The sequence below is a fragment of the Streptomyces sp. NPDC051576 genome (assembly GCF_040681835.1).
In the GTDB taxonomy this organism is placed as follows: domain Bacteria; phylum Actinomycetota; class Actinomycetes; order Streptomycetales; family Streptomycetaceae; genus Streptomyces.
This window is the reverse complement of sequence record NZ_JBFAZO010000012.1, coordinates 201,686-227,237: the sequence shown is the minus strand read 5'-3', so window position 1 is coordinate 227,237 and position 25,552 is coordinate 201,686. Positions and strand designations below refer to the sequence as shown.

General features: G+C 66.8%; 21 protein-coding genes and 2 pseudogenes. 6 read left to right on the top strand and 17 right to left on the bottom strand.

The window, feature by feature from the left end; translation table 11 throughout:
- Nucleotides 1–56: 56 nt before the first annotated feature.
- Complete coding sequence (locus AB0M63_RS34575) at nucleotides 57–1,379, bottom strand: SGNH/GDSL hydrolase family protein (protein WP_366022119.1); 1,323 nt, start codon at nucleotides 1,377–1,379, stop codon at nucleotides 57–59.
- Nucleotides 1,380–1,494: 115 nt separating this feature from the next.
- Between AB0M63_RS34575 and AB0M63_RS34570 the strand changes: the two genes are divergently transcribed.
- From AB0M63_RS34570 to AB0M63_RS34560, 3 genes are all read left to right on the top strand, one after another.
- Nucleotides 1,495–2,847 carry a DUF445 domain-containing protein gene (locus AB0M63_RS34570; RefSeq protein WP_355913337.1) on the top strand — a complete coding sequence of 451 codons (1,353 nt, stop codon included), beginning with the start codon at nucleotides 1,495–1,497 and terminating at the stop codon, nucleotides 2,845–2,847.
- A gap of 51 nt (nucleotides 2,848–2,898) precedes the next feature.
- A complete protein-coding gene (locus tag AB0M63_RS34565; protein ID WP_355913340.1) occupies nucleotides 2,899–4,440 on the top strand; it encodes an MFS transporter in 1,542 nt (513 codons plus the stop codon).
- A gap of 65 nt (nucleotides 4,441–4,505) precedes the next feature.
- On the top strand, nucleotides 4,506–4,931 hold the full coding sequence (locus tag AB0M63_RS34560) for a hypothetical protein (protein WP_366022118.1): 426 nt from the start codon (nucleotides 4,506–4,508) through the stop codon (nucleotides 4,929–4,931).
- Nucleotides 4,932–5,441: 510 nt separating this feature from the next.
- Here the strand turns inward: AB0M63_RS34560 and AB0M63_RS34555 are convergent.
- Nucleotides 5,442–5,744: a hypothetical protein gene (locus AB0M63_RS34555; protein ID WP_366022117.1), complete on the bottom strand. Its 303-nt coding sequence runs from the start codon at nucleotides 5,742–5,744 to the stop codon at nucleotides 5,442–5,444.
- 379 nt (nucleotides 5,745–6,123) lie between these two features.
- Here AB0M63_RS34555 and AB0M63_RS34550 point away from each other — a divergent pair, with 379 nt between their 5' ends.
- Both AB0M63_RS34550 and AB0M63_RS34545 read left to right on the top strand, forming a co-directional pair.
- Nucleotides 6,124–7,404: a DUF3500 domain-containing protein gene (locus AB0M63_RS34550; protein ID WP_355913349.1), complete on the top strand. Its 1,281-nt coding sequence runs from the start codon at nucleotides 6,124–6,126 to the stop codon at nucleotides 7,402–7,404.
- Complete coding sequence (locus tag AB0M63_RS34545) at nucleotides 7,401–8,765, top strand: HupE/UreJ family protein (protein ID WP_366022116.1); 1,365 nt, start codon at nucleotides 7,401–7,403, stop codon at nucleotides 8,763–8,765. The genes AB0M63_RS34550 and AB0M63_RS34545 overlap by 4 nt, the downstream gene beginning before the upstream one ends.
- A 94-nt stretch (nucleotides 8,766–8,859) precedes the next feature.
- On the opposite strand, the pseudogene AB0M63_RS34540 reads toward AB0M63_RS34545, so the two are convergent.
- From AB0M63_RS34540 to AB0M63_RS34490, 11 genes and pseudogenes are all read right to left on the bottom strand, one after another.
- Nucleotides 8,860–9,792: pseudogene (locus AB0M63_RS34540) on the bottom strand (hydrolase); the annotation flags it as partial.
- 326 nt (nucleotides 9,793–10,118) lie between these two features.
- Entirely contained in the window at nucleotides 10,119–10,964 is an 846-nt protein-coding gene (locus tag AB0M63_RS34535) for a hypothetical protein (RefSeq protein WP_366022115.1), read from the bottom strand.
- Nucleotides 10,965–11,272: 308 nt separating this feature from the next.
- Entirely contained in the window at nucleotides 11,273–11,884 is a 612-nt protein-coding gene (locus AB0M63_RS34530) for a DUF5753 domain-containing protein (protein WP_366022114.1), read from the bottom strand.
- 84 nt (nucleotides 11,885–11,968) lie between these two features.
- Nucleotides 11,969–12,340, bottom strand: coding sequence for a hypothetical protein (locus AB0M63_RS34525; protein ID WP_366022113.1), 372 nt, complete (start codon nucleotides 12,338–12,340; stop codon nucleotides 11,969–11,971).
- 95 nt (nucleotides 12,341–12,435) lie between these two features.
- Nucleotides 12,436–12,873, bottom strand: a complete 438-nt coding sequence (locus tag AB0M63_RS34520; RefSeq protein ID WP_366022112.1) for a hypothetical protein — start codon at nucleotides 12,871–12,873, stop codon at nucleotides 12,436–12,438.
- A gap of 640 nt (nucleotides 12,874–13,513) precedes the next feature.
- Complete coding sequence (locus tag AB0M63_RS34515) at nucleotides 13,514–14,344, bottom strand: Scr1 family TA system antitoxin-like transcriptional regulator (RefSeq protein ID WP_366022111.1); 831 nt, start codon at nucleotides 14,342–14,344, stop codon at nucleotides 13,514–13,516.
- Entirely contained in the window at nucleotides 14,334–14,852 is a 519-nt protein-coding gene (locus AB0M63_RS34510; RefSeq protein ID WP_366022110.1) for a DUF6879 family protein, read from the bottom strand. Before AB0M63_RS34510 ends, AB0M63_RS34515 begins: the two co-directional genes overlap by 11 nt.
- Complete coding sequence (locus AB0M63_RS34505; RefSeq protein WP_366022109.1) at nucleotides 14,836–15,048, bottom strand: hypothetical protein; 213 nt, start codon at nucleotides 15,046–15,048, stop codon at nucleotides 14,836–14,838. Before AB0M63_RS34505 ends, AB0M63_RS34510 begins: the two co-directional genes overlap by 17 nt.
- Before the next feature lie 395 nt (nucleotides 15,049–15,443).
- Nucleotides 15,444–15,980, bottom strand: coding sequence for a DUF6879 family protein (locus tag AB0M63_RS34500; protein WP_366022108.1), 537 nt, complete (start codon nucleotides 15,978–15,980; stop codon nucleotides 15,444–15,446).
- Nucleotides 15,981–16,400: 420 nt separating this feature from the next.
- On the bottom strand, nucleotides 16,401–16,607 hold the full coding sequence (locus tag AB0M63_RS34495; RefSeq protein ID WP_366022107.1) for a DUF397 domain-containing protein: 207 nt from the start codon (nucleotides 16,605–16,607) through the stop codon (nucleotides 16,401–16,403).
- On the bottom strand, nucleotides 16,607–17,452 hold the full coding sequence (locus tag AB0M63_RS34490; protein ID WP_366022106.1) for a helix-turn-helix transcriptional regulator: 846 nt from the start codon (nucleotides 17,450–17,452) through the stop codon (nucleotides 16,607–16,609). Before AB0M63_RS34490 ends, AB0M63_RS34495 begins: the two co-directional genes overlap by 1 nt.
- 203 nt (nucleotides 17,453–17,655) lie before the next feature.
- Between AB0M63_RS34490 and AB0M63_RS34485 the strand changes: the two are divergent.
- Nucleotides 17,656–18,012: pseudogene (locus tag AB0M63_RS34485) on the top strand (ATP-binding protein); the annotation flags it as partial.
- A 157-nt stretch (nucleotides 18,013–18,169) separates the two neighbouring features.
- Here the strand turns inward: AB0M63_RS34485 and AB0M63_RS34480 are convergent.
- The 4 genes from AB0M63_RS34480 to AB0M63_RS34465 all read right to left on the bottom strand — a co-directional run bounded on the left by AB0M63_RS34480 (nucleotide 18,170) and on the right by AB0M63_RS34465 (nucleotide 25,314).
- Nucleotides 18,170–21,334 carry a DUF3427 domain-containing protein gene (locus AB0M63_RS34480; RefSeq protein WP_366022105.1) on the bottom strand — a complete coding sequence of 1,055 codons (3,165 nt, stop codon included), beginning with the start codon at nucleotides 21,332–21,334 and terminating at the stop codon, nucleotides 18,170–18,172.
- Between the two features lie 175 nt (nucleotides 21,335–21,509).
- Nucleotides 21,510–22,529, bottom strand: coding sequence for an SEC-C domain-containing protein (locus AB0M63_RS34475; protein WP_366022104.1), 1,020 nt, complete (start codon nucleotides 22,527–22,529; stop codon nucleotides 21,510–21,512).
- A 107-nt stretch (nucleotides 22,530–22,636) separates the two neighbouring features.
- Nucleotides 22,637–23,794 carry an MFS transporter gene (locus tag AB0M63_RS34470; protein WP_366022204.1) on the bottom strand — a complete coding sequence of 386 codons (1,158 nt, stop codon included), beginning with the start codon at nucleotides 23,792–23,794 and terminating at the stop codon, nucleotides 22,637–22,639.
- 44 nt (nucleotides 23,795–23,838) lie between these two features.
- Nucleotides 23,839–25,314, bottom strand: a complete 1,476-nt coding sequence (locus tag AB0M63_RS34465; RefSeq protein ID WP_355913391.1) for a beta-1,6-galactanase — start codon at nucleotides 25,312–25,314, stop codon at nucleotides 23,839–23,841.
- Nucleotides 25,315–25,552 lie beyond the last annotated feature (238 nt).

The following is a 25,552-nucleotide window of genomic DNA, read 5'->3' as shown; positions in this document are numbered from 1 at the left end:
CGGCGTGAGCGGCATCGGGACTGGGACGGGCGGCGCCTCTATGAGCGAGGAACGGCTCACAACTGGGCCGGGACCGCGCCCTTGAGGTCGCCCAGGTCGATGGTGCGGGCCATCTTGCGATACCCCCGGTCGTTGGGGTGGAGGTGGTCGCCGCAGTCGTACTCGGGGGCGAGCCTGCGCGGGGCGTAGGGGTCGCGGAGCGCCTTGTCGAAGTCGACGACGGCGTCGTAGACCTTGCCGCTCCTGATCGCCGCGTTGACCTGTTGGCGTGCGGCCTCGCGGGTGGCCGAGTAGCGGGGGTGGCCGCCGAAGGGCATCAGGGTCGCGCCGATCACCTTGATGCCGTGGGCGTGCGCCTGGCGGACCAGGGTGCGCAGGCCGGCCAGGACCCGGTCGGCGTCGGCGCCGTGCATGACGTCGTTGACGCCGAGGTCGATGACGACGACCTTGACGTGCGGGCGGCCGAGCACGTCACGGGCGAAGCGGTCGAGGCCGCTCTGGTTCTCGGCGGGCCGGCCGGCGAGGCTGGTGAGTATCTGGTTGCCGCTGATGCCCTCGTTGACGACGCTGTAGCGGGGCACGTCCTGCCCGGCCGTCACGGCCGCACGCAGCCGCCGCGAAAACGCGTCCGGCCAGCGGCGGTTGGCGCTCTCGGTCGAGGTGGACCCGTCGGTGATCGAGTCGCCGAACGCGACGACCGTGCCGTCCGCCTCGTGGCTCAGCACGTCCAGCGCGGTCAAGTAGCGCCAGATGGCGGTCCGTTGGGTGTACGGCCGGCCGGTCATGTCCTCGGTGCGGTCGCCGGCGGCGAGATAGGAGATCTGGCGGGCGTACGGGTGGTAGGTGACCGGTCCGGACTCGGTGGGCGCGTAGGTGCTGACCAGCACGTCGGCGCCCTGGGGTATGGAGAGGCGGACGGCGTCGCTGAGTATCTGTCCGCCCGGCGGGATGGTGACCGAGGTCGCCCCGCCGAAGGTCAGCCCGCGCATGGTGCCCGTGGCCGCGGCGGAACTGTTCGGGCCGGTGGCGAGGGCGATCGAGGCGTGCGTGAGGGTGAGCGGGGCCTGGCCGTAGAGGTTGGACAGGGTGATCCGGGCGCCCGTGCCGGCGGCGCTCGTGTGGACGATGTTGCGCACCGAGCGGCCCGCCGTGCCCGTCTGCTCCGTGCCGGGCTCGCCCGCCACCGGGGCCGCGGACCAGGCGCCGACCCAGGTACCGGCCGAGGCGGGCGCGGCGGAGTTGTGCGGGGCGCGGCCTCCGGCGGGGGAGTTCGCGCCGCTGCCGTCACCGGCCGAGACCCCGACGTAGATCGAGACGGAAAGGACCACGATCAGGGTGATGATCGCGGACAGCAGGGCATAACCACGAGGCTTGGTCATGCGGTGCGTATCTCCTCGGGCGACTCGGCGGAAGGCGGGGGCCCTGCCATTTTGCCCTTTCGGGTGACGGCGGGAACTCCTGTCCCGTTCCAGGAGTCGGTCAGGAAGGGACAATATGCACGGTACCGGCGAACGGGTGGAGCGGATGGAGCGGGTGGAACCTACGGAAGCGAGCAGAACCGGGAGCGAGACGTCCCGCCGCACGATGACCACGTTCAGCGCGGCCGACGAGGAGAAGCAGCGCGGCGTACGCCGGATGAAGCTGACCGCGTTGGCCCTGCTGCTCTTCGTGGCCGTCGTGTACGTCCTGGCGAAGTGGGCGTCGAACGCGGGCGCGGGACCCTGGGCCGGCTATGTCGCCGCGGCGGCCGAGGCCGGCATGGTCGGTGCGATGGCCGACTGGTTCGCGGTCACGGCCCTCTTCCGTCACCCCCTCGGCCTGCCCATCCCGCACACCGCGATCATCCCCAACAAGAAGGACCAACTGGGCGTCTCGCTGGGCGAGTTCGTCGGTGAGAACTTCCTCTCCGAGGAGGTCGTACGGCAGCGCCTGCGCGCGGTCGGCATCGGCAGCCGCCTCGGCGCCTGGCTGGCCGTGCCGGACCACGCGGACCGGGTGACGGCGGAGCTGTCGGCGGCCCTGCGTGGCGCCCTCACCGTGCTGCGGGACTCCGACGTCCAGGCGGTGGTCGGCGAGGCGATCACCCGCCGCGCCGACGCCCAGGAGATCGCCCCCGGCATCGGCAAGACGTTGGAGAAGATCGTCGCCGACGGCGGCCACAAGCGGGTCGTCGACCTGATCGTCACCCGCGCGCACGACTGGCTGGTCCTGCACGACGAGCAGGTCATGGACGCGGTCGAGGGCGGCGCGCCCGGCTGGACCCCGAGATTCGTCGACAAGCGCATCGGCGAGCGCGTCTACAAGGAGCTGCTCCGCTTCGTCACCGAGATGCGCGACATGCCCTCCCACCCGGCGCGGGGCGCCCTGGACCGCTTCCTGGGCGACTTCGCCGCCGACCTCCAGTCCGACACGGACACCCGCGCGCGCGTGGAGCGGCTCAAGGGCGAGGTCCTCGGCCGCGGCGAGGTCCAGGACCTGATCGCCAGCGCCTGGACGTCCGTACGGTCGATGATCGTGTCGGCCGCCGAGGACGAGCGCAGTGAGCTACGGCTGCGGGTGCGGGCGTCGCTGCTGTCCCTGGGCGCGCGGATGGCGGTGGAACCCAAGCTCCAGGAGAAGGTCGACGGCTGGGTCGAGGGCGCGGCGGTGTACGTCGTCACGACCTACCGCAAGGAGATCACCTCCCTGATCACGGACACCGTGGCCGGCTGGGACGCCGAGCACACGACCCGCAAGATCGAGGCGAACATCGGCCGTGACCTGCAGTTCATCCGGATCAACGGCACGGTGGTGGGGTCCTTGGCAGGGCTGTTGATCTACACGGTGTCGCGGCTGGTGGGGGTGTAGGCGGGGATTCTCCGGGGCACCCGGTGGGGGTTCGCCCGACGAGGAGGCCCTATGTCCAGCAGCACGGACAGCGACAGCCGTAGCGGTAGCGGGAGCGGTGACGCCCCGGCCGGGAGCGGCCCGACGATCACCTCGTCCATCCCGGCCCGCCTGGACCGCCTGCCGTGGTCCCGCTGGCACTGGACGATCGTCGTGGGCCTCGGCACCGTGTGGATCCTCGACGGCCTGGAGGTCACGGTCGTCGGCAACATCGCGAGCCGCCTCTCCGAGCCCGGTAGCGGCCTGCCGATCAGCTCCGGCCAGGTCACCGGCATCGCGGCGGCGCTGTATGTGGCGGGCGCCTGCGTGGGCGCCCTCTTCTGGGGCCACCTCACCGACCGCTACGGCCGCAAGAAGCTCTTCATGATCACGCTCGCGGTGTACCTGGCGGCGACGGCACTCACCGCCGTCTCCTTCTCGACCTGGTGGTTCTTCGCCTTCCGCTTCCTCACCGGCTTCGGCATCGGCGGCGAGTACGCGGCCATCAACTCCGCGATCGACGAACTGATCCCGGCGTACTGCCGGGGCCGCGTCGACCTGGTCATCAACGGCAGCTTCTGGGTGGGCGCGGTAGGCGGCTCACTCCTCTCCATCGTCGCGCTGAACACCAACATCTTCGCGGCGGACGTGGGTTGGCGGCTGACCTTCGCGCTGGGCGCCGTACTCGCCCTGGTGATCCTCCTCGTACGACGCCATGTGCCGGAGAGCCCACGCTGGCTGCTGATCCACGGCCGGGACCGGGAGGCGGACGAGGTGGTGACCTCGATCGAGCGCCGTATCGAGGCCGAACAGGGTCACCAACTGCCGCCCGCCGAGGGCGAGATCACCATCCACCAGCGCAAGAGCGTCTCCTTCGCCGAGATCGCCCGCACGATCTTCCGGGACTACCCCAAGCGCGCGACGCTCGGCTTCTCCCTCTTCATCGGCCAGGCGTTCCTCTACAACGCGATCACCTTCGGCTTCGGCGCGATCCTGACGACGTTCTTCAACGTCCCTACGGGCAACACCGGTTACTACTTCGCGGTCATCGCGGTCGGCAACTTCATGGGCCCGCTGCTGCTGGGGGGACTCTTCGACACGGTGGGCCGACGGGTGATGATCTCCTCCACCTACCTCCTCTCCGGTCTGCTGCTGTTCGGCACGGCGTGGCTGTTCGACCGGGGTTCGCTGAGCGCGGCGACGCTGACGGCCTGCTGGTGCGCGGTCCTGTTCTTCGCCTCGGCGGGCGCGTCCAGCGCGTATCTGACGGTGTCGGAGATCTTCCCGATGGAGACCCGCGCGATGTCGATCGCCTTCTTCTACGCCCTCGGCACGGCCGCGGGCGGCATCAGCGGCCCCCTCCTGTTCGCGGACCTCACCGGCACGGGCAAGGTCGCCGACACGGTGCTCGCGTTCCAGATCGGGGCGGGGCTGATGTGCGCGGCCGGGCTGGTGGCGGCGGTTCTGGCGGTACGCGCGGAGCGACGCTCGCTGGAGGACGTGGCGAAGCCGCTGACGGCGGTGGGCACGGGGAGCGCGGGGAGCGCGACGAGGGCAGCCGCGCGCCCGGCGTGAGGGCCGCCCGATCTGAGTACTCGTACTCTGTCGCGCCCCTGCCCCGCCGAGGAACCCTCGTACGCATGACCGAGAAGCTGCTGAGCCCCCTGCGGACGCGCCCCTGGCCGGAACGCTGGCTGACCCGCACACTCGGCGCGGCGCTCGCGACGGGGGCGTACGAGGTCTGCGCCCCATCGGCGGACGTACCCGGAGTCGGGCCCGGCGGTCTGGCGCTGGCCGTGATCCTGCTCCTCCTGGCGACCTACTTCGGCCGCAGGGACGACCTGGCCTGGCCGTTGCTGCTGGTGGCGGCACCGCCGACGGCCCTGATGTACATGTCGTTCGAGTCGGAACAGCCGTTGCAGTGGGCCTCCGCGACGCTGGTGATCGCGGCGGGCGCGCTGATCGCGGCGACGGTGGGACGCTGCTCCAGGCCACATGAGGAGGACGAGACGGACGGCCTGCTGTGCGCCCGGGCTCACGCCCACGCCCACGCCCGGCGATCGTGAGGCGGGTCGGACCTGTCTAATGCCGGGTGTGGCAGGTGCTGTGGCCCTGTGCAGGCTCAGCTCAGCTCCGCCGGCTGGCCACTGCCCGGGAGGCTGCCGCGATCGCGCTGGGGACGCGGTTGTCGGCTGGCTGGGCGCGTGCCTTCTTGCCCGACGGAGGGAGGGCCGTGCTGGGCGCGGCAGCCGTTTCGGCTCTGTGCAGGCTCAGTCCGGTAGCTCGGTCACTGCTCGGGATGCGGTCGCGGTGGTCCTGGGGCCCTGTTGTCGGCTGATGGGACGCGTGCTTTCTTGCCGGTGGGGTGGGATTCCGGCGGGGGCGGTGCTGGGTGCGGCAGGTGCTGTGGCTCTGCGCGGGCTCAGTCCCTGCCGGTCGGCCACTGCTCGGGATGCGGTCGCGGTGGTCCAGGGGGCCCTGATGCCGGCTGATGGGACGCGTGCTTTCTTGCCCGTGGGGTGGGATTCCGGCAGGGGCGGTGCTGGGTGCGGCAGATGCTCCGGCCCGCAGCAGGCTCAGCCCCGCCGGTCGGCCACTGCCCAGGACGCTGCCGCGACCGCGCCGGCGACTCCGAAGACGGCGGGCCAGGCGCCCACCTTTTTGGCCAGGGGATGGGATCCGGCGAAGGCGGCGACGTAGGCGACGGTGAGGGCGCAGGCCGCTTTTCCGCCGGCCCGCTCGCGCCACTGCTGCGCGGCGGCCGCACCCGCGACGGCCAGTACGACCCCGCCGAGCTGCCGCTTCCTGGTCCAGCGGGCCACGCCGTACCCACCGACGAGTCCACTCGCCGCGATCACCGCGCTGGGTACCTTGACCATGACGTGCCTCCTGAAGCTGACTGGATATCGCCCCTGAGGCTAACGTGCGCTCCCACCCGCCCTAGCAGCGGACCCTATTCACGCGATAAGCGCAGCCTGTCAAATAGATAAGCGAATTCCTTGAATTCGCGCCGCGTTGCTATGAAACCTGAAACTTATTGTGTTCACGTGACGATCCATTGAGATTTCCGTAAGAACGTCGATAATCTTGTGAGCAATCGCGTGGACGGGCAGTCGGCTGCCCGCAGCGCTTCTCACCCCTGCCTGTGACCGCTGACGAGCGGCGATGGGTGCTGCCCGGGCACCGCCCGGCGCTGCCCGGGCAGGCTGGGACCTCGTTCTGAGATTTCTGGAATTTCCGGAACCGAAGGAGTCGTTCGTGAGCAGAGAAAGAACCCGTCTGGTCCGCGCAAAGCGGACCTGGCGTGGAATAGCCGGAGCCGTCACAGCAATTGTGCTGGTCGGCGGCGGTTTCGCCGTGGCAAATGCGTCCACGGACACCCAGACCGGTAAATCGGCCGCAGGCGTGAAGCGCCCGGTCGACAAGAAGGCCACCGGCGTCGGCGCAGTGGTCAGCGCGGCCAACGAGTTCCTGAACACGCTGGACGCCGACCAGCAGGCCTCGACCCTGCTCGACTTCTCGCAGGCGAACGCCACCGCGTGGTCGAACCTCCCCTGCGGCTCGTCCTGCCGCCCCGGCATCCAGCTCGGCTCCCTGACGGACACCCAACTGGCCGCCGCCATGAAGGTGTTGAAGCTGGCCACGGGCACCGGCAAGAACACCGGCTACGACCAGATCACGCAGATCATCAAGGCCGACGACGTGCTCAACGCGGCCCAGAGCACCAGCTCCGCAGGTCCGGCCCCGTCGGACACCGCGTCGAGCACGGCCTCCGCGGACCCCTCCGCCACGGCGACCCCCACCTCGACGGCCACCGACGCCCCGACCGACGTCCCGACCGGCACCCCGCCCTCCGGCGGCGCCGGAGGCGGCGGCCTCGGCGGCTACGGCAGCGGCGTCTACTTCCTCGCCTTCCTCGGCACCCCCTCCGCCACCGGCACTTGGCAACTGCACTTCGGCGGCCACCACTTGGCCCTCAACCTCACCTACAAGAAGGGCAAGGTGGCAGGCTCCAGCCCGTTCTTCGTCGGGGTAGAGCCCAGCACCTGGACCGACGACGACGGCACCACGTACTCGCCGCTCGCCACCATGCGCAACGGCCTGCTCGCCCTGACCGGCAGCCTGAGCACGGAGCAACTGGCCACCGCCAAGCTGTCGGAGTCCTTCAGCGACGTACTCCTCGGCCCGGGCCAGGACGGCCAGTTCCCGGAGACGAAGGAGGGCATCAAGGCCAGCTCGCTCTCCCCGAAGCAGAAGGCACTCGTCCTGAAGGCCATCCACCCCTGGATCGCCAACGTGGACGACGCCACCGCGAAGAAGCTCATGAAGACGTACGAGCGTGAGCTGAACGAGACCTACATCGCCTACTCCGGCGGCACCGCCCTCGACACCCAGGGCGACTACGTGCGCATCGACGGCCCGGGCGTCTGGGTCGAGTTCGTCTGCCAGAACGGTGTCGTGTACCGGGACCAGATCCACTACCACACCGTGTACCGCGACCACACCAGCGACTACGGCAGCGAGTTCACCTTCTCATGACCGGACCGCGAACTTGGCTGACCACAGCGCTTCGCCTGGTGGCCGGGATCGCGATCGCGGTACCGGCGGCGCTCCTGCTCGGAGCGTCGCCGGCCGCCGCGCACCCGATGCCGCACTCAGTGGTCCGTCTCGACGTGTACAAGGACTCGGTCACCGCCCGACTGGCCCTGCCGGTCGGTGACTTCACCACGGCCAGCGGCATCGACCTCAACACCCTCGCGTCGTCGGCCCTCCCCACCAAGGCTGCGGCGATACGCACCTACCTGGCCCGGCACATCCACCCGACCACCCTCAAGGGCCAGGCATGGCAGGTGAGCATCGGCGCCCTGAGCCTCAGCCGCACCGAACAGACCTCCACGGGCCCGTACCGCGAGCTGGTCGCGAAGGCCGTACTCACCCCACCCCCCGGCGCGGACGTACGCCACTTCACCCTCGACTACGACGTGATCGTGCACCAAGTGGTCACCCACGTAACCCTGGTGTCGGTCCGTCAGGACTGGGCGGCCGGCCGGGTCACCGGCGACGGCGCCACCCAGGTGGGCACGATCCGGCTCGACGTCCGGCACATGAAGGTCCCGCCGCTGACCGTCGACCTGGGCGCGGGCAGCGCCTGGCGAGGCTTCGTGGCCATGCTCCAACTCGGCGGCAACCACATCCTCACCGGCACGGACCACCTGCTGTTCCTGCTCATCCTGCTGCTGCCGGCCCCCTTGTTGGCCGCCGGAGGACGCTGGCGGGGCTTGGCGGGCCCGCGCGCGGCGCTCGGGAGCATCGGCCGCATCACACTGGCCTTCACCGTCGGCCACTCGGTAGCGCTGGCCGCGACCGCACTCACCCGCGTCCAGATCCCCGGCCGACCGGTCGAGGCGTTCATAGCGGCGAGCATCCTCGTGGGCGCGGTGCACGCGATCCGCCCCCTCTTCCCCGGCCGGGAAGCGATCGTGGCGGGCGTCTTCGGCCTCGGCCACGGCATGGCGTTCTCCTTCGTACTAGCCGAAATGCACCTGTCCACAGGCCAGTTGGCCACCAGCCTCCTCGCCTTCAACCTGGGCATCGAACTGGTCCAACTCCTGCTGGTCTGCCTGGCGTTGCCCTCGCTGCTGGTCCTCGCGCGACTGCGCGTAGGCCCCGCCCTACGGGTGACCGGAGCCCTGATCACCGCCATCGCGTCCATCGGCTGGCTGGCGGACCGCCTGGGCCTGCCCAACCCGGTGGCGAGAGCGGCCGACAGCGCGGGATCACATACGACGGCGCTGCTGGTGACGCTCGCGGTGACGGCGGTCGCGGCGGGTGGGTGGACGCTGGTAAGCCGCCAACGACGCCGGACGCTCCCGGAGTTGGCGCTCTCCCCGCAGCCGTAGAAAAAAGCATGTGCGGGGTGTGGAGCGCGAGAGGCGCGGGGCCGGGGGAATATTGATCCCCCCGGCCCCGCGCCTATGGGGATGCTCGCTACGAGGAGAGCCACTCCGTGGCGTTGAGGGCGAGGGCGGCGTTGGTGGCGCCGGTGTCGTTCCAGCCGTCGTAGAGCGTGTTGCCGGACTGCCCGGTGCCGTCGTCGATCGGCGAACTGTCGCCCCAGAACGCGACCTTGCCGCTTCCGAAGGTGCTGGTGGCGAAGAAGGCGCCGGTGTTGCCGGAGTAACCGCTGCGGTACAGCAGCCCCTTGGCGGCGGAGTTGTCGGCGGGCTTGATCGTGGCGGTCGTACCGTTGGCGATCAGGCTCTTGGTGACGGTGCCGAAGGAGCCGTGCAGCACCGGGTTGGTGCTGTCGCTGATGGCGGCCGGGTAGCCGGAGGTGATGTTCAGCGAGTCGATGGAGAAGCCGAACGGGTCGGTGGAGTCAACGCTGTTGTTGGTCATCAGGTCGTTGAGGATCTGGACCGCGTCGTACCCGTCGTTGTTCCGGTCGGACCCGGTGTGGTCCGAGATCATGAACAGACCACCACCGGCCTTCACGAAGTTCATGATGGCGGTCTTCTCGGCCGTCGTGAACTTGATGTTCGGCTCCGGCAGCACGAGCGTGTCGAAGTTCGACAGGTCGGTGGCCGACGAACCGCCGTAAGTCAGCGCGCTGGTAGCGGTCTTGAGGCTGTAGTCGCCGGTCTTCTGCAGCGCGACGCCCCATGACGAGAGCGCCCCGGTCCAGTCCTTGTCGGAGGACGGCGAGGAGTCCTGGGCGAGCGGATCCGGCTTGCTGGTCGAGATGATCCAGTCCGCGTTACCGGCCTCCTCGGCATGCCCGTCGTCGAACAGGACACGGTGTGTGGTGGCCGCGGCGGCGGGGGTGACGGTGGCCGCCTGAACGACCGCGCCGGTGGAGAGCAGGCCGAGGACGGTGAGAGCGGTGGTGAGCTTACGGCGTGACGTGAACTTGCCAAGGCTGAGCATCCGGTGAGCCTCCGTGAGTGGGGGGAATCCAGGTGTGGGGGGTGGAGGGAACAGGGGGTGCGGGTGCTGACTGTTGTGCCGACTGCGGTGAATCTTCGCGCGTAGAACGGCAGTTGAACGATCACCGGCCGACACAAGGGAGGACGGTACACACAAGATCGGGAGCGTCGGGAGAGCCTACGGGCGGTTCACGTACACCTCTTACCCGGCGGTGTGGGCATGAGGAAATGGCGCGGTAATGGTGCGGTGCCGGGCGCCGTGACGCATGGCTGCCCGGCACCGGAGTGCTGACGTGCGGTGCTGCGGTGCTGCTGGACTCGGGCTGCCTACCTGACGTCGACGAAGTCGCCGGGTGCCGTCGACGCGGCGGTGGTGGCGGTGCCTGCGAAGACGTAGCGGAAGTACCCGTCGACCGTGGCCTTGGTGGTGGTCTTCAGGACGCCGGTGCTGTTGGCCTTGACCGTCTTGAGGGTGGTGTAGGTGCTGCTGCCCTTCTTGCGGAACTGGAGCTTCGCGGGCTGGGACGCGTAGCCCGAGTACTTGCCCGTCGACCAGTCCGCGCGGGCGATCTTGCCCGTGACCGTGATGGTCTTGCCCTTCTTCACCGGCTCGGGCGTGGCATTGGCGGTCAGGGTGGAGAGCTTCTTGATCGAGGCGGTGGCGACGTCGTCGTTGTAACTGGCGTTCGCGTACAGGTCCCAGGCGCCCAGGAAGAGCTTCCAGGTCCCGGCCACGCCGTTGTTCTTCATGTCGGTGGCGGGATGGATGTTGAAGACGGCCTTGCAGGTATACGTCCCCTGCGTAGCCGTCTCCGTGCAGTTGGGGTCGTCGTCCGTCCCCAGTCCACCGGTGATCCCGTCGGTGGTCGAACTGTCCGTCCCCTGCCACAGGAAGGCCTCGGTGAGGGCGACGCCGTTCTGGTCCGTGGCGGTGTACGTGACGGTGACGGACTTCGTGCCGCTGGTGCCGAGGACGATGTCCTTGCCCCCGTTGATGACCGCGTGCGAGAACTTGGTGTTGCCCAACGAGTCTCTGGGCTGAACGACCGTCGAGGCGAAGGAACGTAGCTTCGCCGTCGCCGGCCGCTCCGCCGCCTGGGCGGCAACCGGAAGAGCGAGCGCGGACAGAACGACGGCACCGGAGACGGCGCCGGCCGCAACGCGTATACGCATGAATCCCCCACGGGAACCTGAGAGGCCCGCCGAAGTCGCCCTCCAGCCAGGCCTGTTGATCTTCGCATCATATGAACTCAGTTCGGAAATAGTGAAGATCCCATGTGCAATAAGTGCGTAACGGACCAGTAGGCCTTGGGGAGAGGGGTGTTGTGGCGGCAGGCCCCAGTGGACGACGAGGTGGATCGCCGGCTGCCCCAGCTGCTCAGGGTCAAGTGCCCAGGCCCTGCACGTACTCCTTCAGGTCGCGCGCGGCAGATCCGCGTACATGGCGGGCATGGGGCGATGGGTGGTTCACGTAGATCTCTTCACTTGGCTTCGTCGCTCCAGAACTTCAGCGCCTTGGTGATCAGACCCTTGGCGTCCTCTCCATAACTCGCCGCGTTGCTCAGGGCGGTGAAGGCCCTTTCGTGGAGGGCGAGTTCGGCGGAGTCGGTGAAGTCCACGCCGGAGGAGACGAGTTCGTAGTGGACGCTGTCGCTGCCGCGCATGTTGAAGCCAGGCATGGGGACCACGCTCACTTCGGCGGTGGTTGCGAGGACACCGAGGGTGAGGGAGGGCAGGTCGATGTCCCGAAGGAGACGCTCCATCTGCTCGCACATCACCTCCGGTCCGCCGACGTTCGTGTAGAGGCCCTGCTCGCCGAGGATGACGTCGTAGCGGTGCTCACCGTCGTACAGAACTTGTTGGCGCTCCATCCGCTTCGCCACCCCCGCCTGCACGTCGTCCGGGACACCGAGAAAGTCGACAACCCGGCGGAGGATGACGGTCGCGTAGGCCTCGGTCTGGAGCGTGCCCCAGATCATGTTGGGCACATAGCCCTTTCCGTACGGCGTCTGCTGGTACCAGCGGATCACCTCGTCCTGGATGTCTTCGGTACCGCTGGAAAGCCGCTGCTGCCACGGGATGGAACTGGTCACCGTGTCTCTCCTGTCTGTTGTCTGCTGTACGGGGGGAACTTGACCACCAAAGGTGTCAATGGTGATGTGGAGCAGTCCAGTTGCTCAGAAGCCAGGCAGCTCGATCCGGCCGGTGAGCAGGATGTCGTGGTTGGCGAAGAGAGAGTCGAGGTCGATACGGCGTCGGATGTACGCCGTCCAAGTCGCGCGCGGCAGATCCGTGTACGCGGCGACCACGCGGGCCCGGTTTGCCTGGGTGAGGATCCAGCGGGCCTGGTCCGTGCTGTTGGTGCGACCGCTGAAGTCATGGGCCAGACGCCATAGTTCGTCGCCTTCGCTGAGTACGTCGACGACGGCGACGAGGCCGATGTCGCCCAGGCCGCGCTGGTCGCTGGACTGCGTGGTGTAGGCGAGGGTGAGGGCTTCGAGGGGGAAGACGGTGACACGGCTCGTCCCGGTCAACTCGGTCAGGGACACGAGAGGTTGATCCGTTCTGGCGGTGAAGGGCGGGCGAGCCGCCCTTGAGGGAGAGGCTCGCCAGACCCGGTGAGAAGCGGCTGGTTACATCCAGGTCAGCAGCAGGGGCCGTCGCCGCAGCAGGCCGGCGCGTTGCACTCGGCGGCCGTACCCCACAGCCGCTCGTCAACCACGAACCCCGCCGCCCGGATCTTCCCGACGACATCTGTCATCAGGCCGCGTGTGCGGGTCTTGCTGTTCGGCTGGTGGTGCACGAAGTAACCGAACTGCTCCGCACACCAGTTGGCGTACCAGTCGGTGTGCAGCACGAGGGTGTGCCAGCCGGGGTCGACCTCCTGAGAGGGAGCCATGGTGGCGCCCTCACCGGTCGAGCCCATCACGTGGACGAGCGCGAGCGCCTGGTCGACGACCCGGGCGGCGACGGAGCGTTCCAGGCGGTACTCGTCGGCGCAGAAGGCGGCGAGCATGGCGAACTCGGCCTCGGTGACGAGGGATTGGCCGGTGCGGGTTCCGGTGACGGCTGTGGTGGTCATCGAGACGCCCCTTTCGCGTTCGCGTGACCGCGGGGCGGGGGTCGGTCCTGGCGGTCGTTCTGGTGCGGGCGGGGTTGTGTGGAGCATGGCTCACCTCATGGTTGGTGGGATTTCGGGCGGACCTCTCCTGGAGCGCAGGGAGAGTTGGGGAATGGGGAGGGCAGAAGCCTCAGCGGACGAAGCCCTTGCCGGGGCCGGCGCAACGCCAGCACTGGCACGGGGGCCACTCGGCTGTGATCAGGGGGGAAAGGTCACCCGTGGTGAAGACGACCCGTTCGGGGCCCCACGTTTTTCCGGAGTCCCGTGAGACGCGCATGGTCATGAGCGGGGCATCGGCGAAGAGTTGGGGATCCGGCCCAGCACTCATGGGGTATGCGCCGTAGCTTGGTGCTGACGCAGCTTCACGTTCGCATCGGACACAGCGCTGTAGTCGCTTCTAGAGCGAGCATTCTCTCGGCTCACGCAAATACCGAGACATGCGCCACACCCTGATACTGCTTTCGGTTCCGCTGGAAGTTCCGTAAGCTCATAACCCTGCAGTTTTCGCGTATCAGGCATCATTCCTCCCCGGTTTCTGACTCTTCTATGATCCGCCGGTTGGAGGGGGTAATCGAGCAATATTCTCGTTGCCTACTAAAGATCAGCGATAGAGGCTGGACCATTCCTGAAGAAGATTTCTGGCCGCGTCATCGAACCGAGCCTTCTGTTCGCATTGTTTGAAAACTTCCACATGTTCGGCGATATCGCGGGAGTCACGGAAAATGGTTCGCCCGGTGAACGTTTCGACAGTGACCATCCTGTCGTCGTAGACCGTGAAAGTGTTCATTGGGCCGCGGCTTATGATCGTGCCAATGGGTATGATTCCTATGCGGATATTGGGTAGATGAGACAGGGAGGCCAAGCGGTCGATCTGCACAGCCATGGCAGGTGGAGGAACCACGGCCCACCTAACAGCCTGCTCCGTCAACAGAAAAGTGAAGCGTTTTGTGCTGTCGTAGAGCACGACCTGACGCTCCAGCTTTCGCGCCACCGTCTTCGAGATGTCTCCCGGGGAGTATTCGAGGCTGGCGCGAATGTACTCGGGAGTGGCCAGCAGGCCTGTGATCATCGCGGGGAGAAAGTACCGAAGTTCATCGGCGTCGGCTTCCAGGCCGGCCAGTTCGACCTGCCGCTTCTCCAGACCGCGTCGCCATGATGAGCGAATTGGCTGCCACTCGGTGTTTGCCATGCGAGCCAGGGCTGTAACTTCGGCCGTCAGTTGCTCCGGGGCTCCAAGTGCCCTCATAACGAGTTCGACGTCGACCAAACTCGGTATGATCTCAGCGGTCTCGATCTTGCTGATCTTGGATTGGGACATATTGCAACGCGCGGCGAGCCGGACCTGGGAGAGTCCGGCTCGCTTGCGCAGCGTTCTCAGAGTCTCGGCCAGGTCGGCTTTTGACTGCCCTAGCTGCTCAGGGTCAAGCGTCAAGGCCCTTCACGTACTCCTCGAAGGGCACCGATTCCACCAGGGCGATGCGCTGATACTCCCGGAAGGGCTCGGGTTCGCCTTCGTACACTTCCCGGCTGATCTGGGTTCCGTCCGGCTCGTAGTGCATGAGCACGACCTGACGGCGGTCGAACATCCAGAAGTCCTGCACCCCGTCAAGCGGGTTGGGGCGGTTGGTCACGTCGAGGATGCGAACGTCCTCGCCGGCCTCGACGTTGTGGCGGTAGTGCTCGAACTCGAAGCGGAGGTAGTCGGAGAGAGGCTGTGTGACGATGTGCACCCGCCCGATGCTGCGGCCACCAGCCACGTACGCCTTGACCCGGTCGAACCATGGCTGTGTCGCTTCGCGAGTAACCGGCTCACCGGCCAGGAACCGACGGATCGCCTCGACCTCCTGCGGCACCCCGTAGGCAGGCAGAGTCTCCAGACGCCATGCCTCCTGCTCCATGGAGTCGAACGTCCTCCGCCAGTCCTCACCAACCAAGAGCACGGACAGCCTCCTTCAAGACAGCCTCCGGGATCTCCACGAGTGCCTCCCCGTCCGGCGGGTCGAATACGTTCGACACGCCTCCTTGGACCACGAACGACCCCGAGGCGGTTCGGTAGACGTTGGGGCAGTCGTCGCCCCCGCACTCGCCGTTCCCGTTCCCATTGCCAGTCAGCCGGGTCAGTTCCTCACGCGCCATTGTGCCCCCTGTGCGTCGGGCAGGGTCGCTCCCTGCCTCGGGGATGAACGCTAGGCCGATCGCCGGGTCGTCGTCTATGACGGCATGGAGATATTCCTGTAGCGGGGTAGTTGATCTCGTGGACTGACCCTCTCCGGCAACGCTTTCGAGGCGTGTCGGTAGTACGGGCGGTGATTCAGATGAGTGGCGCGGTGCGTGACCAGGAGAGGCAATGGTCCACGGCTGACGCGGAGTTGAAAGCCTGGGTCCAGTGGTCGCGGCCAGTCACGCGATAAGTCGCCGAATGCGCCGCAGTTGGCGCCCACATGGGACATGGATGGCACGCGGGCGATGCGCGTGCCATCCGGTGAATCCTTCGCCATGCCGAGGTTGGCGCGTTCAAGAAGCCTGGCGGCTCAGGTCTGATAGGCACTGAACGGCACAGCGATTTCCAGGGCGAGATCCCGCCAAGCGAGATACTTCTCGACGTCCGGCTCCTGGATCAGCTCCCGATTGACCTGCGTTCCGTCGGGACGGTAGTTGAGGTGGACGACGGTCGTCTCGTCGAACATCCAGAAGTCCTGCTCAGGCAGTCCGGGATTCCCCTTCTCGGTCACATCAATGATTCGGTAGTCCTCCCCGGCGTCGACGTTTCCAGGGATGCCCCACGCGAACGAGTAGCGGCTGCATGGCGTGAGCGGCCGACGAACGATCTTGGCGCGGGTCATTGTCCGTCCCGCCGTCGCGTGATCCCGGAGCGTCTTGTGCCAAGCCCCGTTGAAGCCTTCCGGCATCGGCTTTCCGGCGAGGAAGGAGTGGAAGGTCTCAGACTCGGCGGGCATCGTGTACGTCTGATGCACTTCGAGTCGGAAGGCGGAGCGTTTGAAGTCGCGAGCGTACGCCTTCCACTGGTCGCCCTCCAGGTACACGGGTTCAGGGCCAGACTCGGGCACGTGCGGCCTCCTTCGGGATGCGTTCTGGGGTCAGTACGACTGACTTACTGTCTGGTGTCGGTCGTGCCAAGTCGAAGCTCTGTACGGCCGGCAAGTCTGGTCCCGGCATGGCGCACACGGCCGGAAGTCGCCGTTCTGGAACTCGTCGTCTTCGCCACGTTGTGTAGCGAGCAAACTATGCACCGTTGCACTTGAGCGACAAGGTCATCACGGCTCTAGTCACGTAGTCGCATAGAACGGTGGGTGTGAGTGAGCCTGGTCAGGAGCGGTTGAGGCAAGAGGGTGAAGCAGCCATGCTCCGAGCCGAGGAACCCGCCCCAACTCCCGATACAGGAACGGGCGTTACCGCCCTGATCGCGCTGTTTAAAGGTGCCGAGCCGCCGTCCCGGCGGTAAACGAGTGTCTCCGTGTGGTGTGCGCTCACCAGCGCTCCGATACCGCCCGCCGGCCCACAGTGCCTATGAAGACCCTCCAAGCCAGCAATCCAACCCTCAGCAACTCCCCGCCGTCATGCTTCGAGTCACGCAACAGGATGGCGCCGTCAATGTGAGCGCACTCCACGCACTCGGTTCCGCTACCGCCGCTGTAGGACGACTTGAACCACTGGTGCGTCGAGAGCGCCGACATCAGGACTCCTTGCTTATGCGGTGGACGATGTCCGTGGAGGACTCAAGATCGAGTGCCTGTGCGCTGAGGTACTCGAACGCCAACCTATAACGCTCCAGTTCCGGTCGCTTCTCCATGAAGAGGCCGCCGCTGAGCAGGTCTACGTAGACCACGTCCAGGTCCGGAGTCGGGCCTCGGAGGATGGCGAAGCTCCCAACGGCCGCTGCGTGTGCGCCCTTTGAGAAGGGGAGTACTTGGATGGTGACGTGGGGGCGCTCGGCGAGGGCGAGTAGGTGCCCGAGCTGCTCTCGCATGACCTCGCGTCCGCCGACCTGACGACGGAGTGCTGCCTCGTCGATCACGCACCAGATGCGCGGTGGTTCGTCTCGGTCGAGGAGCTCCTGGCGCTTCATCCGGATGTCGACCATGTGTTGTACCTCGCGCTCCGGGCATCCCACCTCCGATGCTCGGTGAACAGCCTCGGCGTAGGCGCGAGTTTGGAGCAGTCCGGGGACGTACATGCAGGCGTAGTGGTCTTCGCGTACGACCTCGTCCTCAAGCGTGAGCATGAGGTTCATGGATTCGGGGATGGGGTCGGCAAGCGATCGCCACCAGCCTTGGATCTTGGCGCCCTTGGCCAGCTCAACGAGAGCGAGACGTTCTGCCTCGGAGGCTCCGTATTCGCGGCAAAGGGCGTCAATAGCCGGCCACTTGACCGTGCCCTCCTTCGTCTCATAGCGACTCAATGTGGCTTTCGAGATGCCGACCCGGGCGCCTGCCTCCTCCAGGGTCAAGCCCTTGGATTCGCGGAGTCGGCGCAGGTCGGCGCCTAGTTGGCGCCTTCGGGTAGTGGGTCCAACTGGCATGCCTTCAGCCCTTCATGTCGATCTGTCAGATCGTGCTGGTTGCGCGAGCTCGACGGCAAGACAGCGCGCGCTGGGGGCGCGCGACGTCGATGCACGCTCCTTCTTGTAGGAGATGAGAGTTCCATTTTGAGAGTTCCAGTGCAACCCTCGGTGTGAAGGTAGTTACGCATCGCAACCTGCCATGCAGGTGGAGGGGTTGAGGCATGGACTGCATGACGTGCACGCCAAGAAGGGCGTGGGAACTGCCGTTTCTGGCGGTGCCCGAAGAAGTGGCAGCGCTGCGGCGGGTGTTACGGATCCATCTCAGGATCTGGTGCCTGCAAGAACTGACCGGCGATGTCCAGCTCTGCGTGAGTGAGCTCGTCGCCAACGTGATCACTCACGTGGGGGCAGGTACGCCGACCACCCTCGCCGTCTCCATGAACGGCACCCAGCTGCGTGTCGAGGTCTACGACCCCGACACGCGCGCCCTACCGACCCTCTTGGACGCAACCGACCATGCGGAAGCGGGGAGAGGCATGGCTCTCGTTTCAGCCACTGCCGACCGATGGGGTGTTCGACTCCTTGCTGACCGGAAGGCGATCTGGTGCGAGTTCGCCACTGGTCTGAACGTGCGCGACGGGTACTGCCCTAGTCATCGGGCAAGCCGGCTTGGGGCGGTAGCGACAGAGGTAGCGGTGATCGATGCCATCTCTGACCCTCTGAAGCCGAGTGACGTCAACCAGCAGCAATCGCGGAGTACGTCCAGACGTCCGCCGGGAGCGCGTGCTTCAACTTCCACTTGATCGCCATCGGCTTGCTCCCCGTGTGGTCCTCGAACTCGGCAGGGCCGAGCAGCATCCACGGTTGGGCGCCCCCGATGTCAGTGCTTTTGTATCGGCGGACGAAGAGCAGGACGTGGCTGCCCTCGGCTACGTGATGCTGGTAGCGCAGACCTGTGGGAGACGTTTCCGACGTCTGGTTCTGGGACTCCCAGTGGAAGAGGGTCTCGCTCAACGCGTAGTCGTGGTAGCGAGTTTGCGGAGAGAAGTCCTTCTCGTCCTTCTCCAGGGTGATGAGGAGCGCGTCGGTCTTGATTGACTCGCACCACTTCACGCCCTCGCGGAAGTCGCCTGGCATAAAGCCACCGATGTAGGACTGGCCAAGGGCGGGAAGGATCTCTTCGCGGCTGTACGAGGCATGCACAGTCAGCGGAATGCCGCCCTGTCCGCCCACGCCCAGAAGCGGGATCGGGACGTGCTCTGTGTGCGCAAGGTTGTACTCCAGAACCTGGCGCAGCTCACTGCGAACCGCCCGCTGCTCACGCAGAGTTGTGAATCCGGCGTCGTAGTCTGCGAAGCCCTTGCGGGTGACACCGCCTAGCGGCCATAGCTGGAAGAAGAGCATGCGGGCATAAGCCTGGCCCTGCTCGTCGAGTTCGTCGTACGACGGAGCGTCGTCCGTCAGCATCCGCGTGTATGCGGCTACCCGCAGAGGGTCGTCTACGTGGAGGAAGGCGGATACGCGCTTGAGGAGGGCGGCTTCCCCTTCCGGCGGTTCCCCTTGCAGCAGACCGGAGCGGCGCAGCAACCCGGTCCAGGAGTTGCCATTGCCGCGGTACAACTCCTTTAGTTCGCGGCCGCTCTCGTGCAGGTACCGGCTGAGCCTCGGCTCGGCATAGTCGGCCACCTCGCGGGCCAGCGCTGTGACGTTGACGCCAATCTGGTCCTTGATGTTGGCGATGATCGTCTTCTTGGCCTTCTCTTCAAGGATGATCTGGCAGCCGGACGGTAGCTGCGGGAAGTCACGCTCGATGTTGTCCAGGAGTCGCTTACGGGTGAGGTTCGTGAGCGCCCGAAACTGGTTCTCGAAGCGGAACTCCTTGCGGTGCTGCCCAATGAAATCCAGCACGGTGAGCACGGCTTTGTCCTCCGTGCGGCGAAGGCCCCGGCCGAGTTGCTGAAGGAAGACGGTGGCGCTGGAGGTGGGGCGCAGGAGGAGCAGCGTATCCACGTCAGGGATGTCGAGCCCCTCGTTGAAGAGGTCGACCGAGAAGATCACTTGCAAGGCGCCCGACTTGAGGTCTGCCAGGGCCTGTCCGCGTTCTTGGGCGGAGGACTCCCCGGATAGGGCAACCGCATTGATGCCGGCGGTGCGGAAGGACTCTGCCATGAAGTGCGCGTGCGCAACCGAGACACAGAAACCCAGCGCCCGCATGGTCCCAGGGTCGGTGACCTTATCCCCGACGGCTTTCACCACCAGCCGTGCTCGTGCCACGTTTCCTGTCAGTACGTTGCTCAAGGCGCTCGCGTCATACGCCCCGCGCTTCCACTCCACTGTGCTCAGGTCGGTGGTGTCGGTGATACCGAAGTAGTGGAAGGGACTGAGGAGTTCGTTCTCAAGTGCTTCCCACAGCCGCATCTCGGCGGCGATGCGACCGTCGAAGAACTCGTCCTGGATGTTCTTGCCATCCATGCGTTCGGGAGTCGCGGTGAGCCCGAGCAACTCAAGCGGCTGGAAGTGGTCAAGGATCTTTCGGTACGTCGGTGAGGTCCCGTGGTGGAACTCGTCGATCACGATCACGTCGAAGTGATCACGAGCGAGACGGTCAAGCGCTCGCGCATTCAGCGACTGGACGCTGGCGAACACATGCGTCCAACGCTCCGGGATCTCACCGCTGTGCAGCGACTCCCCGAAGTTCGCGTCCATCAAGACGTCTTGGTAGGTCCGCAGAGACTGTTGCAGGATCTCCTTGCGGTGAGCGACGAACAGCAGCCGCAAGTCCCGGCCTAGCTTCTTCCGCAACTGCTTGTAGTCGAGTGCAGCCATCACGGTCTTACCGGTGCCAGTCGCTGCGACCAGCAGATTCCGGTGTACGTCATGCACCTCCCGCTCGACTTCCAATCGCTCCAGCATGTCGCGTTGATGCGGATACGGACGTACCTCAAGCCCGGACAGCGTGATCCTGCGGTCTGCGGTGGCGGTGGAAGTGGTCCCTCCCGCGATGGCCAGGGCTTCCTGGAGTCGTTCTCCATCAGCGTCGGGATCGTAGGTCTCGAAGGACGGGTCGTTCCAATACGCCTCGAAGGTGGCCTCGAACTTCCGCATGACGTCGGGTGTGGCGATCGAAGACAGCCGAACATTCCATTCCAAGCCATCGAGAAGCGCAGCCTTCGAGAGGTTGGAACTGCCTACGTATCCGGTGTCGTAGCCGCTGTTGCGGCGGAACAACCACGCCTTGGCGTGCAGCCTTGTCGATCGCGTCTCATAGTTGACCTTGACCTCTGCGTTGAACTCCCGCACCAAACGGTCCAAGGCGCGCCGTTCAGTCGCGCCGATGTAGGTCGTCGTGATCACACGTATCGGCACGTCTCGGTCGCGCGCTGCTTTCAAGGACTGCTCGATGATGCGCAGGCCATGCCATTTCACGAAGGCGCAGAGCAGGTCCACATGGTCAGCGGTGGCGAGCTCAGCACGCAGCTCGAAGCCGAGGCTCGGGTCCTCCGGCGAGTTGGTGATGAGAGCTGTGTCGGACAGGGGGACACCTGGGCGCACGGCAAAGACGCCCGGCGCCTCTTGCCGCGTGAGTGCGAGGAGCTGACGAGGGCCTTCCGCGACGAGATCCACCCACTCCCGAGCGCCTTCCAGAGTGCTGATGGACTCCAGGATGTGGTTCGCCGCGTGTACGCGCTCCTCGGCTGGAAGGCTTTGCAGCACATGTCGTACGGTCCCCGAAACGTGCCGAGCCAGGACGTGTGGCACCGATTCCGGACCCACCTCGTCGCTCACGGGGTGCCATCCGAGGCGGGCGAGCTCCTTCAGGTGCTGTTCAAAGCGCAGCGTGATGAGCTGTTCGTAGAGCCCGGTGGATGGAGCAGACACGTTGCTTTGGGACGGTGGCACGGCTCTGTTCCCCCGTTGAATGTGTAGATGGCCGAGGCATCTGTTCTATCAAGAGGCACTGACAGAGCTCGCGTTATACGTCTACACCTCGGCCAGTAGGCCATCCCGAACGCAGACCGGGCAGATCACTCTGCTCACCGTCGCCGCCGGACCAGACCCCCGTCGCGCTCGACCCTCAGTCCCCGTGGCACTCCCCATACGCCCTGCCCGACCCACACCAACAAGAACCCCCCCGCTGAGGCGGCCAAACCACAGCCCGCCCCCGCGCCGCCAGCGTCGTCGCATACTGCGGCAGCAACTCGACGTCCCCCGGAGAAGCCCCCTCAGACGCAGCGAACGCCTCATAAGAAGGCACAGTCCCCGTGACGATCCCAAGGTTCGGCGTCCCAGAAGCCGCCAGCTCGCGCAGCGAAGCCTCTATCGTCGCGAGGTGTTCCTCATGCGAGGGGTACTCCACCGCCAGGGACTCATACGCCCCCACCAGCTCCGCCAACTCCCCCTCGGGCCAGTGCAGTACAGCCACCGGGAACGGCCGCGACAACGCCTCCCGGTACGCCCCCAGCTCCGCCCGCAGCCGCGAGATCTCGGCCTCAAGCTCCGCGGGGTTGTCGGACCCCAGGGACCACACCCGCTTGGGGTCGTGCAGCTCGTCGAGGGACACCGGTGACGCGTGCGACGAATGCAGCGTGTCCGCCAGGGTGTCCCACTCGTCGTGGGAGACGCCCAGCATGCGGCGGACGCGGTGTCGGCCGAACAGCAACGGGTGGGTGGAGTACGGCGGTTCGGGTACGTCCGTCAACAACAGGGTCACGCCCTCCGTGAACGTCTCCTGCGCCGCCTCCAGCTCGTCGTGGGATTCCAACGACTCCGCGACGATCACCCAGGGGGCGGGATCGCGCGGGGCGGCCGTGCGGACGCCGTCGATGATGGCCCTGGCCTCGGCCTCGTGGCCGTACTCCCAGAGGTTCGAGGCCTTGAGGGCCCGTACCAGGTGCGGGGTCTCCAAGGTGGCCGCCGACGACAGCAGGCGGTCGTAGAGCGCGGTCGCGGCGGGGCGGTCGCCGGCCAGTTCCAGGTGGGCCGCGGCCTGGAGGAGCAGGGCCTCGGCGTCCTCGGGGTAACGGGCGGCGGTCCGTTCGAGGCGGGCCGCTTCGGCGGGGTGGTCGACGTTCTCGGCAGGCGTGTCGGGGCGCATGAACGACACGGTACTGCCGATGCCGACACAGATGGAGGCAAGGGGAGAGATATCCGCAGGTCCGACGGTGAGGGTGGGGCGCGGCACCGAGGGACTTCGTGTTCTCGTCATCTTGGCGTCATCTGGTCTTCGGGGAGTCGCGGCGACGACGCCCGGGCCGCCGTCGTCGTCGCGTACGTCATCATCGCCAAGCCCGTCAGTACGATCGCCGCGCCCACGTACAGCGGAGCCCTGTAGCCCCAGCCCGCGCTGATCGCCAAGCCCCCCAGCCACGCCCCCACCGCGTTCCCCACGTTCGACGCGGACACGTTCGCACTCGCGGCCAGCGGTACGCCCCCTGCCGCATCCGTCACCCGCGTGATCATCCCGGGCACCGTGGCGAAACCGAACACGCCCAGGAGGAAGACGAGGATCACGGAGGCCGGGCGGCTGCTCGCCAGCAGGCCGAAGGCGGTCAGCGTGAGTGCCAGGCCCGCCAGCGATGCGATCAGGGTCGCCTCGCGATTGTGGTCCGCACCCCTCCCGCCCGCGATGTTGCCCACGACCAGGCCCGTTCCGTAGACCACCAGGAGCCAGGCCACGTCCGTCGTGGAGAAGCCCGTGACGCGGGTGAAGGTGTACGCGATGTAGCTGAACGCGCCGAACATGCCGCCGTAGCCGAGGGCCGTGGCCGTCAGGGTCAGCCAGACCTGGGGGGAGCGGAAGGCGTGGAGTTGGGTGCGCGGGGGCGGTCGTGAGCCGGTGACGTTCGGTACCAGGGTGGCGATCGCGATCAGGGCCACCGTGCCCGTCGCCGTGATCGCCCAGAACGTCGCGCGCCAGCCCCACCGTTCGCCGACCAGTGCGCCGAAGGGGACGCCGAGGACGTTCGCCACCGTCAGGCCGGCGAACATCGTCGCGACCGCGCGGGAGGACCGTTCCGGGGGGACCAAGCGGCGGGCGACCAAGGAGCCGATGCCGAAGAACGTGCCGTGGCAGAGGGCGGCCACCACTCGGCCCAGGAGCATCGTCGGGTAGTCGGGCGCGATGGCGGACAGCAGGTTGCCCGCTACGAACAGTGCCACCAGGCCGACCAGGAGCGGCTTCCATCGCAGCCGCGCCGTCGCCGCCGTCACCGCGATCGCGCCCACCGCCACCGTCAGCGCGTAGCCGGAGATCAGCCAGCCCGCCGCGGCCGTCGACACGGCGAGGCTCCTGGCCACCTGGGGCAGCAGCCCGGCGATCACGAACTCGGTCAGACCGATTCCGAAACCGCCGAGCGCCAGGGCGAGGAGGCCGAACCGCCCGCCGCCACCGCCGAGTCGGGCGGTCAGATCACCACCCCGTCGATCTGCAAGGTCTGCACCGCCCCCGCCGCGAACGGCACCGCCACCGTCTTTCCGCTCAGATACGTGTCCGAGTGGGCGGTGTAGAGGTCACCTCCGCCGGCCGTCACCGTGTTCCAGCGCGGGACCAGGCCGCTCGAACCGCCCGCCACCGTCGTGAACTTGGAGAGGTCGAAGGTCAACGTCGTAGAGGAGGAGCCGGTGTTGGCCGCGACGATCACCAGGCGCTTCGCGCTCGCGTCGTAACCCGCCGCCGCGTAACTCACGCCCGTGTCCAGGATCGTCATGCCGGGGCGGATGTGGCGGCTGAACTGGGCCATCACGTAGTACTTCGTCTGGACGGCGCCGGGCGTGAGCGTGTTCTGGTCGTACGCGATCATCGCCCAGCCGGAGGACGGGTCCATGACCTGCCAGTACGTCCACGCCGTGGGGTGCAGCCAGCGGAAGTCGTAGAGCAGGTTGCTCGCCAGGGTCAGGCCCGTGGAGTCGCTGTCGCCCGTCTCGGAGTTCCACAGGGCCTTGCCGGCCGTGGTCACCACGTCCGTGTAGAGCAGGTCCCTACGGCCGCCCGAGCCCTGGTAGCCGTGGACGTTGACCCGGTTGACGTACCCCTTCGTCGTGGACGAGAAGGAATTCCATGTCGTCCGCGCCAGGTCGTAGCTCGTCTCGTCGGACGCCGAGATCTTTGTGCTCGTCAGGCCTCGGGAGTCCAACTCGCTGCGGACGTACGGGAGTACGGCTGCCTGGACCGTCGAGTCCATGTGGCAGCCCTCCTGTGTGCCGGTCGCCGTCCACCAGGCCGACGACGGCTCGTTGAAGGCCTCGACCGTCGCGAAGTTCACTCCCCAGTTGTTCTTTGCGTAGAGGGCGACGGCCGCCAAGTGGGAGGCGTGCTGGCGGTAGTTCCAGGACTGGAGGTTGTTGCCGCCGCCGGACGCGCCCGAGGGGTTGTGGTTCAGACACATCCACCACATCGGCGAGTTCGCGAACAACTCACTCGTCGCCCCGCGTGCCGTCGCCTTCACCAGCATCGCCCGCTGGGTCGCGTCCGCCGTCCAGTCCCAGGCGGAGGACGTGGGGTCCTCGTTGTTCCAGTCCTGCCAGTAGCCCTCGATCTGCTTGAACGCGGGGATGTTGGCGGAGGCGACCATCGACTCGCCGCCCACCGTGTTCCAACTGCACGCGCCGAGGTTGTAGCGGGCGATGTTCAGGCCCAGGCCGGGCAGTGAAGTGCCGTTGTACGTCGTCGACTTGGTGGTGAAGAAGATGTCGGCGAAGTCGTCGCGGGCGCCGAAGACATTCGCCCACCAGGCCAGCGAGGTGCCCCAGCCCTCCCAAGTGCCGTACTTCGTCGCCGGGTTGACCGCGATCGTCGCGTCGGCGCGTGCGGTGCCGGTCGCCAGGGCGCTGCCGAGGAGGCCACCGCCCGCCGCGGCCAGCAGGGTTCTGCGTCGGATCATCTCTTCTCCCGATTCGATTCCCGATCGATTCCCGAGTCGATTCGCTCAACCGCCGGTCGTCCCACCGGCGTCGGCCCCCCAGCTCGTGCCACCAGGAAGCATCGGGTGTGCCGTGTGAGGTTGTCGAGGGTTGTGACGCCCCTTTCTCGGCCCCTTTCTAAAACCCGTGTACGAAGGATCGAACGGGCGCCTTCACCGTCAACGGGCGTCACGGCTCTGGTGAGTTCGCGAACCGGCC

Coding starts and splice junctions, on each gene's coding strand:
- AB0M63_RS34575 (WP_366022119.1), bottom strand. CDS start 1,379: ATGACCAAGCCTCGTGGTTATGCCCTGCTGTCCGCGATCATCACCCTG.
- AB0M63_RS34570 (WP_355913337.1), top strand. CDS start 1,495: ATGCACGGTACCGGCGAACGGGTGGAGCGGATGGAGCGGGTGGAACCT.
- AB0M63_RS34565 (WP_355913340.1), top strand. CDS start 2,899: ATGTCCAGCAGCACGGACAGCGACAGCCGTAGCGGTAGCGGGAGCGGT.
- AB0M63_RS34560 (WP_366022118.1), top strand. CDS start 4,506: ATGACCGAGAAGCTGCTGAGCCCCCTGCGGACGCGCCCCTGGCCGGAA.
- AB0M63_RS34555 (WP_366022117.1), bottom strand. CDS start 5,744: ATGGTCAAGGTACCCAGCGCGGTGATCGCGGCGAGTGGACTCGTCGGT.
- AB0M63_RS34545 (WP_366022116.1), top strand. CDS start 7,401: ATGACCGGACCGCGAACTTGGCTGACCACAGCGCTTCGCCTGGTGGCC.
- AB0M63_RS34535 (WP_366022115.1), bottom strand. CDS start 10,964: ATGCGTATACGCGTTGCGGCCGGCGCCGTCTCCGGTGCCGTCGTTCTG.
- AB0M63_RS34520 (WP_366022112.1), bottom strand. CDS start 12,873: ATGACCACCACAGCCGTCACCGGAACCCGCACCGGCCAATCCCTCGTC.
- AB0M63_RS34505 (WP_366022109.1), bottom strand. CDS start 15,048: ATGGCGCGTGAGGAACTGACCCGGCTGACTGGCAATGGGAACGGGAAC.
- AB0M63_RS34495 (WP_366022107.1), bottom strand. CDS start 16,607: ATGTCGGCGCTCTCGACGCACCAGTGGTTCAAGTCGTCCTACAGCGGC.
- AB0M63_RS34490 (WP_366022106.1), bottom strand. CDS start 17,452: ATGCCAGTTGGACCCACTACCCGAAGGCGCCAACTAGGCGCCGACCTG.
- AB0M63_RS34475 (WP_366022104.1), bottom strand. CDS start 22,529: ATGCGCCCCGACACGCCTGCCGAGAACGTCGACCACCCCGCCGAAGCG.
- AB0M63_RS34465 (WP_355913391.1), bottom strand. CDS start 25,314: ATGATCCGACGCAGAACCCTGCTGGCCGCGGCGGGCGGTGGCCTCCTC.